This is a genomic window from Luteolibacter flavescens, assembly GCF_025950085.1.
Lineage (GTDB): Bacteria > Verrucomicrobiota > Verrucomicrobiia > Verrucomicrobiales > Akkermansiaceae > Haloferula > Haloferula flavescens.
The window spans coordinates 420936-439224 of the sequence record NZ_JAPDDS010000001.1 but is presented as its reverse complement, the minus strand read 5'-3'; the positions used below and the strand labels follow the sequence as shown (position 1 = coordinate 439224).

13 protein-coding genes are annotated in these 18289 nt (G+C 62.0%); 9 read left to right on the top strand and 4 right to left on the bottom strand.

Annotated features, from left to right (window positions below):
• Position 1 precedes the first annotated feature (1 nt).
• The 5 genes from OKA04_RS01845 (at position 2) to OKA04_RS01825 (ending at position 7192) form a co-directional block, all read left to right on the top strand.
• Positions 2–1597: an ABC transporter permease subunit gene (locus tag OKA04_RS01845; RefSeq protein ID WP_264499414.1), complete on the top strand. Its 1596-nt coding sequence runs from the start codon at positions 2–4 to the stop codon at positions 1595–1597.
• Positions 1594–3651, top strand: coding sequence for an extracellular solute-binding protein (locus OKA04_RS01840; protein WP_264499413.1), 2058 nt, complete (start codon positions 1594–1596; stop codon positions 3649–3651). The genes OKA04_RS01845 and OKA04_RS01840 overlap by 4 nt, the downstream gene beginning before the upstream one ends.
• A 2-nt stretch (positions 3652–3653) precedes the next feature.
• On the top strand, positions 3654–4640 hold the full coding sequence (locus OKA04_RS01835; protein WP_264499412.1) for an ABC transporter ATP-binding protein: 987 nt from the start codon (positions 3654–3656) through the stop codon (positions 4638–4640).
• On the top strand, positions 4637–5653 hold the full coding sequence (locus OKA04_RS01830; protein WP_264499411.1) for an ABC transporter ATP-binding protein: 1017 nt from the start codon (positions 4637–4639) through the stop codon (positions 5651–5653). Before OKA04_RS01835 ends, OKA04_RS01830 begins: the two co-directional genes overlap by 4 nt.
• A 177-nt stretch (positions 5654–5830) precedes the next feature.
• Complete coding sequence (locus OKA04_RS01825) at positions 5831–7192, top strand: replication-associated recombination protein A (RefSeq protein WP_264499410.1); 1362 nt, start codon at positions 5831–5833, stop codon at positions 7190–7192.
• Positions 7193–7289: 97 nt separating this feature from the next.
• Here the strand turns inward: OKA04_RS01825 and OKA04_RS01820 are convergent, their stop codons facing one another.
• Positions 7290–9830 carry a DEAD/DEAH box helicase gene (locus tag OKA04_RS01820; protein ID WP_264499409.1) on the bottom strand — a complete coding sequence of 847 codons (2541 nt, stop codon included), beginning with the start codon at positions 9828–9830 and terminating at the stop codon, positions 7290–7292.
• A 112-nt stretch (positions 9831–9942) separates the two neighbouring features.
• Here OKA04_RS01820 and OKA04_RS01815 point away from each other — a divergent pair, with 112 nt between their 5' ends.
• On the top strand, positions 9943–10260 hold the full coding sequence (locus OKA04_RS01815; RefSeq protein WP_264499408.1) for a bactofilin family protein: 318 nt from the start codon (positions 9943–9945) through the stop codon (positions 10258–10260).
• A gap of 78 nt (positions 10261–10338) precedes the next feature.
• On the opposite strand, the gene OKA04_RS01810 is transcribed toward OKA04_RS01815, so the two are convergent.
• The 3 genes from OKA04_RS01810 to OKA04_RS01800 are packed head-to-tail and all read right to left on the bottom strand — an operon-like array spanning position 10339 to position 12801.
• Positions 10339–11262: a DUF4339 domain-containing protein gene (locus OKA04_RS01810; protein ID WP_264499407.1), complete on the bottom strand. Its 924-nt coding sequence runs from the start codon at positions 11260–11262 to the stop codon at positions 10339–10341.
• Positions 11263–11302: 40 nt separating this feature from the next.
• Complete coding sequence (gene rarD / locus OKA04_RS01805; protein WP_264499406.1) at positions 11303–12196, bottom strand: EamA family transporter RarD; 894 nt, start codon at positions 12194–12196, stop codon at positions 11303–11305.
• Complete coding sequence (locus OKA04_RS01800) at positions 12193–12801, bottom strand: LON peptidase substrate-binding domain-containing protein (protein ID WP_264499405.1); 609 nt, start codon at positions 12799–12801, stop codon at positions 12193–12195. The genes rarD and OKA04_RS01800 overlap by 4 nt, the downstream gene beginning before the upstream one ends.
• 650 nt (positions 12802–13451) lie before the next feature.
• Here OKA04_RS01800 and OKA04_RS01795 point away from each other — a divergent pair.
• The 3 genes from OKA04_RS01795 (at position 13452) to OKA04_RS01785 (ending at position 18273) form a co-directional block, all read left to right on the top strand.
• Positions 13452–16487 carry a DEAD/DEAH box helicase gene (locus OKA04_RS01795; protein ID WP_264499404.1) on the top strand — a complete coding sequence of 1012 codons (3036 nt, stop codon included), beginning with the start codon at positions 13452–13454 and terminating at the stop codon, positions 16485–16487.
• Between the two features lie 166 nt (positions 16488–16653).
• Positions 16654–17442: a trypsin-like serine peptidase gene (locus OKA04_RS01790; RefSeq protein WP_264499403.1), complete on the top strand. Its 789-nt coding sequence runs from the start codon at positions 16654–16656 to the stop codon at positions 17440–17442.
• A 72-nt stretch (positions 17443–17514) separates the two neighbouring features.
• A complete protein-coding gene (locus OKA04_RS01785; protein ID WP_264499402.1) occupies positions 17515–18273 on the top strand; it encodes a gamma-glutamyl-gamma-aminobutyrate hydrolase family protein in 759 nt (252 codons plus the stop codon).
• Positions 18274–18289: the final 16 nt, after the last annotated feature.

The following is an 18289-nucleotide window of genomic DNA, read 5'->3' as shown; positions in this document are numbered from 1 at the left end:
TATGACCTTTCCCCGCAAAGTCGGATTGATCCTGCTCCTGGTGGCCGCCATCGCGGCATGGGGGCACTGGAAGGAGTTGTCCCTGCCATCGCTCCGCTGGTTCTTCTCCTTCGACGCCACGCCGCAGCAGATTCAGGACGCGGCGACCGTGAAGGAGTGGTATGGCTTTTCCCAGCGCCAGCGGCTGGAGGCTCAGGGCAACATGGTGGGCTACGGCTTCTGCGTTGTGATGGGCGTGGCCGGACTGGTGTTGCTCGCGACCGGCGGGAAATTCCAGTGGAACCCTCTGACGGTTCGCAAGTTCACGCGCTTTCGTTCGATCGGTCGCGGTTGGCTCGCCTTTCGAATGCTCCTGCTGCTCCTGCTGGTGGCGATGCTGGACCAGCTCCTGGTGGGCAAGCGCGCGCTGGCCGTGAAGCACGGCGACCAGTGGATCTTCCCCGCCTTCCAGCAAAAGATCTATTACGAAAACGACTTCGGCGGCACGCAGGACCAGGAGGTGAACTACCGCCGCTTGAAGGAGCGCTTCGCCGCGGAGAAGAACGGCGATCGGGTGATCATGCCGCCCATCCCGTGGGACCCCACCTTCGACTCCGACGAGGTGCTGAAGCGCCCGCTCGTCTCGAATGAAGGCATCATCCACCGGCCGGGGGAGAAGGAGCCGTTCAACGGTCAGGCCGTCCAATTCAGCGAGGACAATCCCGACGTCCAGCGTCTCGCCGCACGCTTCCGCAAGGGCAAGCGAGACGGCCTCACCTCGATCTACGATACCAAGGGCGAATTCGCCGGACGCCAAACGTGGAAGGCGGGCGAACTGGTCGAGTCGAAGGCCCCGGAAGACGTGCTCGCCGCCACCACCACCGGCTGGGTAGAGCTGCTCTACCCGCCCGCGCCTCCATCGTTGAAGGAGCGGCATTTCCTCGGCACGGACTCGAAGGGCTGGGACATCGCAGCCCAGCTCTACGGCGGCCTGCAGGTCATCTTCAAGTCGTCCATTTTCTATCTGGTGCTCACCTATGGCATCGGCATCACGCTCGGCTGCGTCATGGGATACTTCGGCGGGTGGTTCGACCTGTTGATGCAACGCCTCATCGAGGTCCTTAGCAACGTGCCCTTCCTGCTGGTGGTCATCATTATCACGGTGAACCTGGGCCGCGAGAACGTGGTGCTGATGAATATCCTGCTGATCTACTGCATCTTCTCTTGGATTACCGTCGCCACCTACCTGCGCACCTCCACCTTCCGGGAAAAGGCGCGCGACTACGTGGCGGCTGCACGGGTCCAGGGCGCGGGCACCTCGCGGGTGATCTTCCGCCACATCCTGCCAAACGCGATCTCCACCATCGTTACCCTCCTGCCCTTCAGCGTCGCGGGCCTGACCACCTCGCTCACGGCGATGGACTTCCTCGGCTTCGGCCTGCCGGACTCCTATCCTAGCTGGGGCCGGGTGCTGGAAAACGGCACGCAAAATCTCTCTTCACCGTGGATCGTGGCCTCAGTCTTCACCGTGATGGTCTCCGTGCTGCTGGTCATCACCTTCATCGGCGAGGCGATCCGCGAGGCATTCGATCCCAAGAAATTCACCACCTACCAATGAGGCGCGCACTTACCATCCTGGTCGCAGCCATCGGCTTGTTGCCCGTCCCGGGCAGCGGGCAGGGCAGGACATTCCCCGCCTACGACAATTCGGAGGAGCGGACGAAATTCTACCAGCGCTACAATGACCAGGTGCTGGAGACGCTGACCACGCGGAAGGCGGCGCTGGAAAAGGATCTCGCCGGTGAACTCGACGAGACCGCCCGCACCGAGAAGCTGGCGGAGTCCGAGACGCTGCAGCGGCGACTGGACCGGCCGAAGTTCTTCGAGATTCTCACCGAGTCCGACCTGCCGAAGGACCTGACCTGGACGACCAATATGGAGGAGCCCGAGCTGGGCTCACCGGACGCAAAGAAGGGCGGCACCGTCCATTCCTTCATCCCCGGCGGCTCCTACCCGCCGACCATCCGTCCTCTCGGGCGCGAGGGGAACAATTCCTTCCGCAGCTTCCACTGGGACGACGTGGAGATGGCGCTCACCCTTTTCCACCCCGGCACGGGCAAGCCGATCCCGGCGCTCGCGGACAAGTGGGCGGTGGCGGCGGACGGGCAGACCGTTTATTTCCACATCGACGATGACGCCCGCTGGTCGGACGGCAAGGAGGTGAAGGCTGGCGACTGGCTGATGTCCTTCTACATCTACCTCTCTCCCTATCTCACGGAGGCCTTCTACCGCGCCTACTACGGCGAGCAGTACTGGGGCATCGCCACCTACGGGGACGACTACGTCTGCATCCGCCTCGCCACACCGAAGCCGATGGCCGAGGGCTTCGCCGGGCTGATTCCCTTCCAGGAGGACTTCTACAAGGAATTCGGCCCGGACTTCGAGTCCCGCTACAACTGGCGCCCGCGCCCGACCACCGGCGCCTACCGCATCCGCTCTGAAGACATCCTGAAGGGCCGCTCGATCGCGCTGACCCGCGTGCAGGACTGGTGGGCCCGGGACAAGAAGTACTACAAGCATCGTTTCAATCCCGACCGCATCGAGTACCTCCAGATCCGCGACGACGAGAAGATCTTCCAGATGTTCCTGCGCGGGGACATCGACGTCTATCTGCTGGCGGACTCGCTGAAGTGGTATGAGAAGACCGAGGTCCCTCAAGTCTTCAACGGCTACATCGAAAAGGCGACCTTCTACAACCAGTACCCCGCCGTATCCCGCGGCCTGTATTTCAATATCCACCAGCAATCGCTGCGGAATCTGGACGTGCGCATTGGCCTCCAGCACGCAACGAACTGGGATAAGGTGATAGAGCTTGATAGGCGGGGAGATGCCGAGCGCCTCCACCTGCTGAATGCGGGCTACGGCGAGTTTTCCCACCCGACGCTGCGGACGCGGCCTTTCTCGGTGGAGAAGGCGCGCGAGCACTTCGCGAAGGCCGGCTTCACCGAGCGCGACAGCGACGGCATCTTGAAAAATGCGGAGGGCAAGCGCCTGTCCTTCACCATTACCTACCCGAAGCACCCGATCTGGGACCCCATTCTCCTCCGCATCAAGGAAGAGGCACGCCGTTCCGGCGTGGAATACAAGCTCGACGGCATGGACCCGGTCGCCTCCTTCCAGAAGGTGACAAAGAAGGAGCACGAGATCGCCTTCGCCGGGTGGCAGAGCCAGCCGCCCATCCCGGACTACTATCAGGGCTTCCACTCGAAGGACGCCTATGAGCCCGGCACGAACAAGCCGCGCCCGATGACGAACAACATCACCGTCTTCGCCGACCCGGAAGTGGACAAACTGCTCGAGGCAAACCGCGCTGCCCGCAGCCTGGAGATCATCCGCGACACCAGCTACAAGCTGGAGGAAATCCTGCACGACCGCGCCGTATGGGTCCCTGCCTTCCAGAGCCCCTTCTACCGCGTGGGCTACTGGCGCTGGATCCGCTGGCCGGAGGGCTTCAATGTCCGCCTCGGCAATGACCCGGAGATGAATCACGTCCTCTGGGTGGATGACGACATCAAGAAGGACACGCTGAAGGCGATGAAGGAAGGCCGGACCTTCCCGGAACAGAACAACGTTTACGATCAATACCGCTCGTCGCGCGGCGATACCGAGTGACCATGTCCGAACCCCTGCTCCAGGTCCGCGATCTGATCACCGCCTTCGATACCGATGGCGGCCTGATCCGCGCCGTTGACCACGTTTCATTCGACATCGCCCGCGGCAAGACGCTGGGCATCGTGGGCGAGTCCGGCTGCGGCAAAAGCGTCACTGCCATGTCGCTCGTGCGCCTGCTCCCGCAGCCTGCAGGCAAGATCCTGCAGGGCGAGGTGCTCTTCAAGGGCCGCGACCTCACCCGCCTGAAGCCGGAGGAAATCCGCAAGGTCCGCGGGAACGAGATCGGCGTGATCTTCCAGGAGCCGATGACGGCGCTGAATCCGGTGCACCGCATCGGCAAGCAACTCGCCGAGTGTTTCCTGATCCACAAGAAAGTCAGCAAGAAGGAAGCATGGGAGCGCGCCATCGAGATGCTGCGCCTCGTGAAAATTCCCGCGCCCGAGCTGAGGGCGGGGGACTACCCGCACCAGCTTTCCGGCGGCATGCGCCAGCGTGTGGTCATCGCCATGGCGCTCGCGCTGAAGCCAGACCTGATCATCGCGGACGAGCCGACCACCGCCCTCGACGTGACCGTGCAGGCGCAGATCCTCGATCTGATGAAGCGCCTCCAGGCCGAGATGGGCATGTCCGTGGTGCTCATAACTCACGACCTCGGCGTCATCGCCGAGACGTGTGACGAGGTGGTGGTGATGTATGGTGGCCGGGTGGTGGAGCGAGCCCCGGTGAAGCAGCTTTTCGCCCGCCCGCTTCACGCCTACACGCGCGGACTGCTCGCCTCGATCCCGCGGATGGAGACACCGCGGAAATCCATCCTGCCCGTCATCCCGGGCATGGTCGCGTCGCTGCGGGACTTCGTACCCGGCTGCCGCTTCTGCCAGCGCATGGATCGCCAGGGCGTGACCCTGCGCGAACGCCCGCCCTTCATCGAAGTCTCGCCCGGACACTGGGTCGAGGCCTGTCCGATCTGCTACGCCTCGACCGACGCATGACCCCGATCCTTTCCGTTCGCGATCTCAAGGTGCACTTCCCGGTGACGGGAGGTCTGCTCATGCGCCAGATCGGGGCAGTCCGTGCCGTGGACGGTGTCTCCTTTGACATCGCTCCCGGTGAAACGCTCGGCCTGGTCGGCGAGTCCGGTTGCGGCAAGTCCACGCTCGGCAAGGCGATCGTCCGCCTGAATGACGCGAACCATGGCAGCATCCACTTCGACGGTCGCGACATCACCGGCCTCGGCCGCGGTGCCATGCGGCCCATCCGCAGCGACCTGCAGATGATTTTCCAAGACCCGGTCGAGTCGCTCAATGCCCGCCACAGCGTGCGGGAGATCCTGGAGGAGCCTCTCATCATCCACGGTCACGGCTCCAGGGCGGACCGATGGAAGCGCGTGGACGAGCTGCTGGAGCGCGTGGGCCTGCCGTCCGCATCGGCGGATCGCTATCCCTTTGAGTTCTCCGGCGGCCAGCGCCAGCGCATCGGCATCGCCCGCGCCATCGCCCTGAAGCCGAAGCTCATCGTCTGCGACGAGCCCGTGTCAGCACTCGACGTTTCCGTCCAATCGCAGGTGCTGAACCTGCTGTTGGAGCTCCAAAAGGACCTAGGCCTGTCCTACCTCTTCATCGCCCACGACCTCGCCGTCGTTAAACACATCTCCGACCGCGTGGCCGTCATGTATCTCGGCAAGATCGTTGAAATGGCGGATGCCGAGGTCATCTACCAGCGGCCCAAGCACGCCTATACCAAGGCGCTGCTCTCCGCCATCCCCGAGCCGGATCCCACCCTTGAGAAGAACCGTATTCTTCTCGAAGGGGATGTGCCCTCGCCGATCGATCCGCCGAAAGGCAGCGCCTTCGGTCATCGCATCAAGCATCCGCGTTATCCGGAGACCGTCGGTGCCGACCTCTCGCTCCGTGAACTGGAACCCGGCCACTGGGTCGCCGCCGACCCCTGCTGCCTCGACGCCGCCGACTGGGCAAAGGTCGCAACGACCGGCAAGGTCGCCTGATCTTCGGCAAAGCCGGGAGCGCTGGGAACACTTGCCACGCGGTCGATTGGACGCTCGGCGAGCGCCAGCGATCCAGCCCGTCCATCACGACGTTGGAAGCAGTCCTGAAAATGGGGGAGCCGTGAGTCCTCCCGAGCTTCCGCTTGTCCGGCTCACCGCAGGATCTAAACTAGCCGCGTGCCCGATCTCTTCGACGTCTCAGCCTCCGGTGCTCCGCGCCCGGATGGCGATGTCAGCGGTGAGCCGCTTGCTTCCCGCATGCGGCCGAGGACGCTCGACGAGATCGCGGGGCAAAAGCACATCCTGGGCGAGGGGAAGCTGCTGCGCCGCGCCATCGAGGCGGACCGCTTCGCATCGCTGATCTTCTACGGGCCACCGGGAACAGGGAAGACCACGCTTGCAAGCGTGATCGCCCGCAGCACCGGATCGCGTTTCGAGGCGCTGAATGGCGTGGAGTCGAATGTGGCCGAGATCCGCGCGAAGATCGATCAGGCCCGCACCTGGCGCGATCTTCGGGGCGAGACGACGATCCTATTCATTGACGAGATCCACCGCTTCAACAAGGCCCAGCAGGACGTGCTGCTGCCGCACATCGAGCGTGGGACGGTGCGCTTCATCGGGGCCACGACCCACAATCCCTACTTCTACGTCAATTCGCCGCTCGTTTCTCGGTCCCAGATTTTCCAGTTGGAGTCGGTCTCGACGGACGACCTGCTGCCGGTGCTTCAGCGCGCGCTCGCGAACGAGGAGCGTGGATTTGGAGCGCTGGATATTCAGGTAGACGCCGATGCTCTCCAGCATCTCGCAACGATGTCGGACGGTGACGTGCGGAAGGCGCTCACGTCGTTGGAACTCGCCGTCCTGACAACGCCGCCCGAGACGGACGGCTCGATCCGGCTCACGCTCGCCGTTGCCGAGGAGTCCATCCAGCGGAAGGCGATCGTCTATGATGCCGATGGCGACGCGCATTACGACACGGCGTCCGCCTTCATCAAATCGATCCGCGGTTCCGATCCGGACGCAGCCCTCTACTGGCTGGCGAAGATGCTGCACGCGGGGGAGGATCCGCGATTCATCGCGCGGCGTCTGGTGATCTCCGCCAGCGAGGACATCGGGCTCGCCGACTCGAATGCGCTGCGGGTGGCGATGGCGGCGCAGCAGGCCTTTGAATTCGTCGGCATGCCGGAGGGGCGAATCCCGCTCGCCCATGCCACCGTCTATCTCGCCACCGCGCCGAAATCGAGCACCGCCTACGCCGCGATCGGGGCCGCGATGGCGGATGTCGAGAAGGGTCGCACCCTCGCCGTGCCCGAGCACTTGCGGACAAAGACTCGCAAGAAGCTCGCCGTCGCCAGCGGGACAGATGAGGAAAAGATGCGCTACCTCTACGCCCACGACTACGAGGGGGGCTACGTTCCGCAGGCCTACCTGCCGGAGGGCCGGGTCTACTACCATCCCGGCGAGAACGGGATGGAGAAGCGGATCAAGGAGCGAATGGACTACTTCCGGCAATTGGCGGAAAGGGAGAAAGGCGAGTGATCCCCCTACTGGGAGCGCGGAATTTATTCCGCTCGAAAGGTAGGTTCGCCGGGGTTGTGCAGCGGAATAAATTCCGCGCTCCCAGTGGCAAGATACTTCACGCGATGGCCTCCATTGCTGTGAGCATGAGCACCGGTCGCTCCTCTGCATCGCTGCGATCCAGATCGACCACCAATCTGAGAACCCAGTCGTTCGCCTCGTCCGGATCAACCAGTGTCTGCTCGATGGTCCAGCGCCGCGGCTCGTCGTCGGATATCCGCATGTGCTTCGTCGCCCGGGCTTCCGGATCGAGCCGAATGCGTTCATGATCCGCATAGTAGCCATCTAACAGACCTTCGATCCTTGCCGCGGTCCAGGGTGTCCCTTCGCCGTCATTCGGCTCGATCTGCGCGAGGATGGCCTGCGTGTTTTCCTCGGCAAATGCCTTCAGCAGCGTGAAGACCGCATTCCTTGCCGCGCGGGTGAATGCGGGACGATTGCGTGTGAAGGCGACGGTCTTCCGCTCGTCGGCAGGCTTCTCAAGTTCAAGCTCCGGCACGTAGTCCGGGTTCCGCAGCTTCTCCCATTCGTCGAGCAAGCTCGAGTCCACGGTGCGCAGCAGGTCGCCGAAGTAGTCCTCGGCTTCCACCAGTTCCTCGGTCTTCGACATCGGGGGGACGGTCTGCGAGAGCACCTTGTAAACCTCCGAAAGATGGCGCAGCAGCACGGCCTCGCTCTTCTCCAGCCCGTAGGTCTTCACGTAGTCCTCAAAGGACTGCCAGTGCTCGAACATCTCGCGGGCGATGCTCTTCGGCCGGACGGCTGCCTCCTTCATCCACGGTCTCTCGGCGACGAAGGCATTGTAGGTGTGGTAGATGAATTCCTTCCCGGGCTTCGGCCACTCGACTTCCTCGAGCATCTCCATCCGCTCCTCGTAGCCCACGCCTTCATCCTTCAGCCGGGCGATCAGTTCGCCCTTCAGCATGTCCACCTGCCGGCGCAGGATGACGTCGGGGTTTTCCAAGATGGCCTCGACCAGCGAGATCACATCAAGCGGGTAGTCCGGCGACTCGCGGTCTAGCAACGGGATCGCTTCCAGCAGCCACAGCCCGAGTGCCTGGTTCATGGAGAAGTCCTCCTGAAGCTGAACATTGAGGCGGACTTTCGCAGGACCGCTTCGATCGTTCTTCGGGATGATGGTCAGGATGCGACCCTCGACCATGCCGCGGAAAATCTGGAAGGCACGGCGACGGTGGGCCTTTTTCTTCGAAGGCGGCTCGTGGCTGTCATTGATGAGCGTCCGCAGTGCGACACAGCCGTCCTCGTGCTCTCGGCCCAATACATTGAGGAGCATCGAGTGGGTGACATTGAAGCTGGAAACCAGCTTCTCCGGCGGTGCGTCGATCAGGCGGCGGTAGCTCTTCTCGTCCCAGTTCACAAAGCCCTTCTCCGGCGGCTTGCGTTTCACGAAGCTCTTCTTGCCGCTCTTCGCCGCTTTCTGCTCCAACCGCAGGTTCTCGATGACATGCTCGGGCGCCTGACACACCACGGTGCCGCTGGTGTCGAATCCACGTCTGCCGGCACGCCCGGCGATCTGCTTGAAATCGCGGACCGCCAGCGTCTTCGTACTGCTTCCATCGTACTTGAAGAGCTGAGTGAAGAGCACCGTGCGGATCGGCACGTTCACGCCCACGCCGAGCGTATCGGTCCCGCAGATCACCTTCAGCAACCCGCGCTGAGCCAGCTTCTCCACAAGAATGCGGTATTTCGGCAGCAGCCCCGCGTGGTGGATGCCGATGCCGTGCCGCAGCAGCTTCGAGACCTCCTTGCCGTAGGGGCTGCGGAAGTTCGCGTCGTGCAGCGTCTCGGCGATCTGCTGCTTCTCCTCCTTCGTGCAGAAGTTCCAGCTCAGGAGGCTCTGGGCTGTGCCTGCACAAGCGAGCTGGGTGAAGTGGACGAGATAGACGGGTGCCTTCTTTTTCTCCACCAGCTCTGCGACCATCTCCTCCAACGGGGTCTCGCTGTAGTCGAATTCCAAGGGGACTGGCCTCTGGTCGGACTTCACCAGCACCGTCGGCGTCCCTGTCAGCTTCGTGATTCCTTCTTCAAAGAACGCCGTCTCCCCGAGCGTCGCGGACATCAGGAGAAAGCGTGCCTGTGGCAAAGTCAGCAGGGGAACCTGCCAGGCAAAGCCGCGGGACGAGTCCGAGTAATAGTGGAACTCGTCCATGATCACATCGTCCACCTGCGCGTGCCGTCCCTCGCGTAGCGCCAGATTTGCCAGGATCTCGGCGGTGCAGCAGATGACCGGTGCGCCTGGATTCACCGTCGCATCCCCGGTGATCATGCCCACCTTGTCCGGGCCGAAGAGATGGCACAGCGAGAGGAATTTCTCATTCGCCAGCGCCTTGATCGGCACCGTGTAGTACGAGCGCCGGTTCTGGCAGATCGCCTTGTAGTGCAGCGCCAGGGCCACCAGGGATTTCCCCGAGCCTGTCGGCGTGTTCAGAATGACATTGTTGCCCGCGTAGAGCTCCAGGATGGCCTGTTCCTGATGATCGTAGGGCTCCACATTCGTCTCGATCAGGTAGTCGAGGAAGGCACTGAGCACCTCGTCATTCGAGGTCGGATCGGAGACACGGGCGGGATCAAGCAGCATCGGCGGGGCGGGATGGTGGGGGGTGGAGGGGAAAATGGGAAGCCGCACGCCACACGATTTAGCCGGGAAATCCGGTTGCCAACCCGCGGTCCCTCTGCTGAATTTCGGACCCATGGCGAACGCAACCAACGTCCTTTCCAGCGGCATCGAGATCACCGGATCCATCCGCTTCTCGAATGACATGATCATCGACGGCAAGATCGAGGGTGAGATCATCTCCGAGAAGGGCCGCGTGACCATCGGCGAAAACGCCGTCGTGAAGGGCAACGTAACCGCCGGCGACGTGAAGGTCTTCGGCAAGATCGAAGGCAAGATCACCTCCGAGCACTGCGAGCTGAAGGCCAAGTCCCGCCTCGACGGCGACATCAAGGCCAAGAACTTCTCGATGGAAGGTGGTGCCCAGCTTTCCGGCCGCACCGAGATCGGCTGATCCAGGATTTTCCCGACTACGAATCTTCAAAAAGGGCGGGACGCTGAGGTGCCCCGCCCTTTTTCGTGCCCATCTTAGTCAGCGGGTTCGCATTGGCGCGCGTGCCTGGAGCGGGCGGCGGGCGATGAAATTGATCGCGTTGCAAAGCCCGGCCATCACCGGGAAGGCGAGGATGAATGCCAGCGGCGGCAGGATCAGCGAGCAGATGCAGAAGGCGAGGAAGACGCCCTCGGACATCTTCGGCCCCCGCCGGGTGTCTTCGAAGAAATGGGTGATGCGGTTCCACTCCTGAGCGAAGCCGTAGTAGGCACGGAAGAGCCAGTAGACATTGAAAAGCGGCACGAAAAGCAGGCCGACCGCCATGCCCGGCGTGACCGTGGCCCCGGCCCGCGAGAGGCAGAACCACGCGCGATACAAGTTCATCAGCGCGAAGACCTGGGCGGCGATCAGGCACAGGCCGGCCAGAGAGAAGCAAACGAGCGTGATGATCCCGAGCGCCGGGTCCGGCTGGATCGACTCCGGATGCCGGGCCGCCATGAAAATGGTGAGACCGCCGACCAATGCCAGGACCACCGCGGCAGCGACCGTGCCTGCATACAGTCCGAATGAGGCTAGTGGCACCGGCGGACGCGGGAAGACCGCATTCCCACCCTGTGCCTGGGCAGTCTGGGTCGCCGCGGCAGCAGTGGCCTGACCGGACCGCGCCGCTGGCTGGGTGGCACGGCCCGGAGTCGTAGCGCCAGCACGCATGGGCCCGGACGGTTGCGCCGTGGCCACGCGCGCGGCGGGGACCGGCTTGGCGGTAGCGGCTGCGACTTTCACGGCGGCGGGGAAAAGCCCGTCGATCCGCCCGGCTGGCAGCCACTCCGCCATGCCCTCTGCCCAGACGAGGGATTCGCGGGTGATATTTCCTCCTTGGGCGAATGAAAGCATCTGATCCCCGGTGTAGGGGCCTAACTGCTGGTCCTCCTGCGAGACAAACCACTGCGTATCCTGACTCATGACCCTGTGAGGCAAGCGACTCCAACAGATCGGGACAAGATCAAACCTCGGAGCCCGCCGCCTTCTCTCGTCCCGTCTGCCAAGCATCGGCCGCGTAGATCGCCACGGCGGTCCAGATCAACGCGAAGGAAAGCAGGCGCAGCGATGTCATCGGCTCGCCGTAGATCTGCCAGCCGATCAGGAACTGCAGGGTCGGCCCGATGAATTGGAGGATGCCGAGCGTGGTCAGCGAGATCGTCCGCGTCGCATGGCCGAAGCACAGCAGCGGCGTGGCCGTGGCCAGACCCGTGCCGATGATCAGCAGCGCCTGCGTGCTCCCTTCTCCAAACCACGCCTCGCCGCTCCACGCCTGCCAGGCCAGCCAACCGACCGCGATGGGCGCCATCAAGGCCGTCTCCGCAGCCAGTCCGGACAGCGCTCCGAGCGGAGCTTTCTTTCGCACGACGGCGTAGAGCGCGAAGGTGATGGCCAGCACGAGCGCCACCCATGGCACTCCCTTTACCGCGAGGAATTGGCAAGCCGCCCCGGCGACGGCGATCCCCACCGCGAGCAATTGCCGGCGATTCTGCCGTTCGCCGAAGAACCATGCGCCGAAGAGCATGTTTAGGAAGGGATTCAGGTAATACCCGAGCGCGCCCTCCAGAATGCGGCCATTCAGCGTGGCCCACACATAGAGCAACCAGTTTGACGCCAGCAGTCCGCCCGAGAGCAGATGCCAGCCCGCGCCTCGCCACGTGGATAGGCCGCGGAAAACCTCGCCGAGTTGGCGACGCCAACCGAGCAGCATCGCCAGCAGTACCAGCGACCACACGGTGCGGTGCGCGATGATGGAAAGCGGCGGTAGAAAGCCGAGGCCCTTCCAAAATACCGGCAGCACGCCCCATAGGAAAAAGGCGGTCACCGCGCTCGCCACACCGCTGCGGGACGCATTCACGACAGCGCCTCAAATTTCCGGCAGATCCACGCCACGCGCGCGGCTGCGGACTCCATCTCCAGCAGATCCTGCCGCTCGTCCGGGTCGTGCAGGAATTGCTGCGCCATCACGTCCGCCAGAATCGAAGGATCGTCGATCTGGTCGGTCATGTTCACCAGCGCCTCGCGCACCTCGGTCGGCAGTCCGCGCGTCACATGACCGGCGGCCTCGTGCAGAGCGGACAAGGCACCGGGAGCCTGCGACTCCGGCTCGAAAATGGACGGCACCGGAATGATCCGCGCCTTCGGGTAGGGGGAGTCCAGCCAGTCCATGAATTTCACCCGGATCACCCCGTGCAGGAGCAGGTTTGAGGTGCCGTCATCCAGTTCCCGCGATGCCCGCACCAGACCCATGGTTCCGACCGGCGAGGCGCAGCGCGAGAGGTCATCGGTCTCTTTTCCAAGAAGACGCGTCACCGCGAAGAAGCACGATCCCTGGAGCGCATCCGCCAGCATCATCCGGTAGCGGGACTCGAAGGTGTGCAGCGGCAGCCCCCCGTGTGGGAAAAGCGTGCAATCGGGCAGCAGCATCACGCCACAGACTTCGGGGATGTTCAGCGACGACATTGCGTGCCGCAAAGGAGGCACGCCCGTCCGCCCGCGCAATTCAAAAAAGTGGCCGTCTCGGACTCCGTGCAGCTCGCCGCGGAGGCATACCCACAATCGCCCAAAGAATAAGAGCGGTTAGAAATGGGTGTCGCTGGGATCAATATCGCTGGGAGCGCGCGGCCACTGGCCCGCTTGGATAGTAGGCCCTGTGGCCCGGTAATTAGACAATGGCCTCGAACAACTTGATTCCGACAATCCGATAAATCTGGATATAACCCCAAATCAGAAGACCTCTTCCGGTCCTCATGATTACCAGTATAGCCATCCTGTTTAAAATTATCCCATTGCAAATACTGTCATGCATTACGTTTCCCTAATTAGGGGTCACTCAAACCAACAAGCCTCGCCCAAAAAATAATAGATATGAGTGATCGGGTTGATGGCTGGCAATGCGATAAAATTACCCAATGATCGAAATCTTTTACGGGTGATCGCACATTTAATAAAAACCAACAGCGGCGGCTTATGTTATAGGTTGTATCATTGCTTGAGCGTCGCAACTAAATAACCACCTCATTAGAAAAATAAAATATCCACCCCTCAATTTCACCTCATACTATCTTTTCCCTCGCCCAAAACCCGAACCCGTTGTTACGTCTCCGGGCCACATGGAAATCACGGAAGACTGGGTGAGGGGATTGACCGGCTGGAAGCCGTTCAAGGAAGGGAAAACCATGTCCGATCAAAATCTGGTCGCCGGTCTCAAGCGTTCCGCCGATGGAAATCTCATCCAAGGCACGATGCGGGAGGGCAAGTTATCGCTCCGTCCCATCGTCAAAATCAACGGGCCGAGCGATGTCGGCGTGCAGTGCGGCTGTCCGGAATATCGGGCCACAGGCGGTGTCTGCGCGCATGCGGTGGCTGTCCTCCTATCGTCCATCGCCACTAAGAAAGCATCCGGGCCTGCAACGACTCCTGCAAAACCCGCCGCGCCGATCACTCCTGTCGCCTGGCAAATCCGGCTTTCCCCGCGCCTGGAGTCCGAGTGGCTGGAGGGCAAGCTCTCGGTCCGGCTTGTCCCGGCGAGCGGCGATATTGTCACCCCGTCGGACATCGCGCTGACCGCCTGGTTGGCCGATCGGGGTCAGTCCGCCGAGGGTGGAGTGCTCGCACTTCGCTTGGCCGGGGACGATGCCGCGGCGTTGCTCGACCGTATCGCCGGGCACCCCCGGATCGAGATCGAGGGGCGGCCCGGCCCTTTCCGGCTGGATCCGGACCCCGGTCCGCCTCTCCGCCTTGGCGATAGCCGGCTGGAGGGCTCACAGGTTTTCTTGTCACTCGATCCCAGCGAAACCCGCCGGAAGCTTGTCCGCTGGGGGGCGAGTCCCGCCTTCGTCACCCGGTCTGCCGCGGTCCGGTTGCCCGCTGCTTCGGGACGATCGGGTTGGCTGGAGCGGGTGGGTGCGTTGGCTGGCCAGGGAAAACTCCGGCTTCTCGCCACCGAATTTCTTGCGGATCTGGATGCTTGGCTCGACTTGTTTGAAGCGCCTCATTTGGGGTGGCTCGGCGACTTGCGCTTCGCCAGCGCCGCACCGGACTTCGTGCTGGATCTGGATGGATCGCTGGATTCGCTCGATGCCACGCTCTCCGTCCGCTACCCGGGTCTCTCGCCCCGGGCTCTTCCGGACCCCGGAGACGATCTGCCCGGCCTGCCCGCCATTGCGCCGGATGGTCACCTGCAGACCCGCCAACTCGACTCGGAGGAAGCCGCCCGACACCTGCTGATCGTCGCCGGATTCGATCCCGGGCAGCGCCGCGCCCGGTTCCAGATGCGGGGACGCGATGCCATCCTCGCCTTCGTCGCCGATGATCTCCCCGGACTCCGCCAGCGATGGACGGTGAGGGAAGGGGATCGGCTTGCCGAGGTGCTCAAGCGGGTCCATGTCGTCCGCCCGGAGATCGAGCAGAAAGCCGACTTCGGTTCTTCGCTGGCGTTTGAATTGTCGTTCCAGACCACCGGGGGGCAGAAGATTCCAGGGCCGGAAATGCGGCGCCTGCTGGGCAGCGGGAAGCGCCGGGCCACCCTGAAGAGCGGTGCCGAGCTGGTCTTCAGCCGTGACTGCGAGGAACTGGTGCAACCGTTGGTTTCAGAGCTGGGAATTGGCCGACCGGATGAAGAAATCCGGCTTTCCGGGGCGGCTGGAATCCTATTCCAGAATTTACGTGAAAAACTAAGTAAATCGCGAATTACAAGTGATCAATCTTCCGAAATTGATCAAATTTCAAACGAAGGGATTCGAGCTGAATTGCGTCCGTATCAAACACTCGGATCTTCATGGCTCGCGGATCGCTTGAAACGCCTTGGAGGTGCGCTCCTTGCTGATGAGATGGGACTAGGGAAGACTCTGCAAACAATCGCTTCCATCAACCACTTGAAGCGACTGGAGAGCCCCCCGAAGACTCCGGCTCTCGTGGTGGCGCCTACGTCGCTCTTGGGGAACTGGCGGGCGGAGTTCGAGAAGTTCGCGCCGGGTTTGAAATGCCTCGAATTCCATGGCTCCGGCCGGGACCGGTTGCGCGAGCAGGTTCCGGGGGCGGATATTGTTGTCACAAGTTATGGAACCTTGGTCCGGGATCTGGCGTTCCACCTCCAGAGGGAATACAGCGTGCTGGTGGCGGACGAGGCGAGCCTGCTGCGAAACCCGGATGCGGAGACAAGCAAGGCTCTCGCGAAGATTCAGGCTGGCGGACGAATCGCTCTGACCGGCACGCCGATCGAGAACCGGGTCCAGGATCTCTGGGCTATCTTCCGGTTCATTGCGCCCGGCTATCTGGGCGACCGAAAGGATTTTAAGGAGCGCTACGACGACACCTCGACCGACCCTAAGGCTTCCGCGGGGCTGATGGAGCGGCTGCGACTGCGGATCTCGCCGTATGTCCTGCGGCGGACCAAGGAGCAGGTCGCCAAGGATCTGCCTGACAAGATCGAGATCGACGAGTGGTTGACCTTGGCCGACGACCAAGCAGCTCTCTATGCGAGCCTCGCGAGGTCGGGCTTGGACGAGCTGGAGCGCATCCGCGACCAGCAAGGCGAGGGCGCTGGACGTATGCATTTACTGACGCTGCTGCTACGGTTGCGGCAGACTTGCGTGGATCCAGGGCTGCTGGAGCTGCCGGGGCGGAAGGAGTCAAGCGCTGTTAAAATCGATCGTTTGCTTGAGTTGCTCGGCGAGCGCTCTGACAACTCAGGAAAAACGCTGGTATTCAGTCAATTCGCCAAGAATTTACGAAGGATTGAGGAGCGATTGAAATCCGGCTACGGGAAGGTGCTTTGCCTCGACGGCAGCACCCGGAACCGGCAATCGCTGGTGGATGCATTCCAGTCCGAGGCCGGTCCGGCGGTCTTCCTGATCAGCCTCAAGGCCGGCGGCTTCGGCCTGAACCTGACCGCTGCGGACACCGTCGTCCATCTGGACCCGTGGTGGAACCCGGCCGTCGAAGCCCAAGCCACCGACCGAGCCCACCGGATCGGCCAGACCCGGCCCGTGACTGTTTACCGACTCATGACCCGCGACACCGTCGAGGAACGCGTCCGCCGCATGCAGGACAAGAAACGAGCCCTCATTGACGCCACCACCGGCGATACCGAAGATAACCCGCCAACCAACTGGACGAGTGGAGATCTGGAGGGACTGCTTCGGTGACGGGCCCTCGAAAGGCACCACTCAGCAAAGCCCGCGCGCAGTCTGAGCGTTCCGAGCAACCCCATTAATTACTTGTTACAATGTATGTAATGCGGAATTAAAAATCTTGACATTCCTGCTCGCTTGAGCTGATCTCAGCCCACTCGCCCCGTTTCGAGGAACCCAAATGGCCTTCAGATCCAACTGCATCGTTCCGATATGGGCACTTCCCCCAGACTCAAAGCGTCCTATCCAGATCGGGAGCGGTGTTCTGATTGCCGACCAATTTGAGCATGTCCTCCTCACCGCTGCTCATGTGATGGCGTTTTTCACGAAGCTCTACGTTCCCATGATTCCCGGAAGCCGTGGGCTGTTCAGACCTAATGGCGTCGCGTTTTGGCGGAATCCTAGCGAAGGAGAAATAGGAAAAGACACTTACGACTTCGGAGGGTTCATTCTCGATTCAGAATCTGCGAGCTCAGTCGAAGGAGCATTCACATTTCTAAGCCCACTCGATCTGCACGATGTTGAAACATATCCAGAAGGAACAGAGGTCTTTGTCGAAGGATATCCAGCGAAGAAAGGTCGATTGTCAGGGCCCGGTGTTGAAAATGAAACCCTTTCGGTTAAGGCGTCTGTGGTCAGCGAGAGTCGCCGCCTGAAGGGAGCTTATTCAACGAACAGCCATCTCTTCGTGGCGTTCAATCGAAGAAAGGGATTTGTCGATTCTCAAACTGGCCACCGCAGAGAAATCTGTCTTATGAACGGCACCAGTGGCGGGGCTATATTCGCCACGGACGAACACGGGTGTCCTCGCCTCGCTGCAATCATTACCGAACATCACGAAAAATCTCATATTTTGGTAGGCACTCGGATCGGGCATATCCTTCAAGAACTCAATGCTCAATTCCGAAGCCGCTGGGGCAGTGTAACGAAAAATTCGGAAGATCCCTATAAAGGCGAAGTTAGTGAGTAGCTGCCGGTTCGCCAGCTTTGCTACGGTTTCGTCGCTGGATCTCTCCCCGATTATTCATTGTGATCTCCCCCCATGACTCGCAGCGCATGCCTTTCCCTACTTGTTACAATTCCCTTCTTCCTCGGAGTTCGTGCCGAGGAAGTTCCCCCGTTGTCCCCGGATGCGCCGTTGATCGGGATCGCGAGTGTGAATGGTGAGGCGTATGTGAAGGCGGTGCGGGATGCGGGTGGGATTCCGGTGATCTTGCCGAATCATGAGGCGGATCCCGTTTTGATCGCAGGCTATTTACGGAAGCTGGACGGGCTGTTGTTGCCGGGCGGTGCAGATATCCCGCCGTCGGAATATGGCGAGGAACAGCACGAGACGGTCGAGGTGCTGGATGACAAACGCTTCCACTTCGAGAAGGCGCTGGGCAAGGCGTGGATCGAGAAGAGCAAGAAGCCCCTGCTCGGCATCTGCCTGGGCAGCCAGTGGATCAATGTCCTCCACGGCGGTTCGCTGGTGCAGGACATCCCGTCCGAGAAAGGCGGCAATCATCGCGGGACGACCCACGAGGTGACGCTGGAGCCGGGCTCGAAGCTCCTCGGGATCTATGGCGACGCCTCCTTCGAGGTGAATTCCTGGCATCACCAGTCGGTCGATGCCGTGGGCAAGGGCCTGCGTGTGGTGGCCCGCGGGGCGGACGGCGTGATCGAGGCGACGGAAACCACCGATCCCGGGCGCTTCCTCATCGGCGTCCAGTGGCACCCGGAAAAGATGCTGCCCACCGACGGCCGTCAGGCGCGACTGCTGAAGGCATTCGTCGAGGCATCGACAAGCAAGGGCGAGTGACCGGAGACTCCCCTCG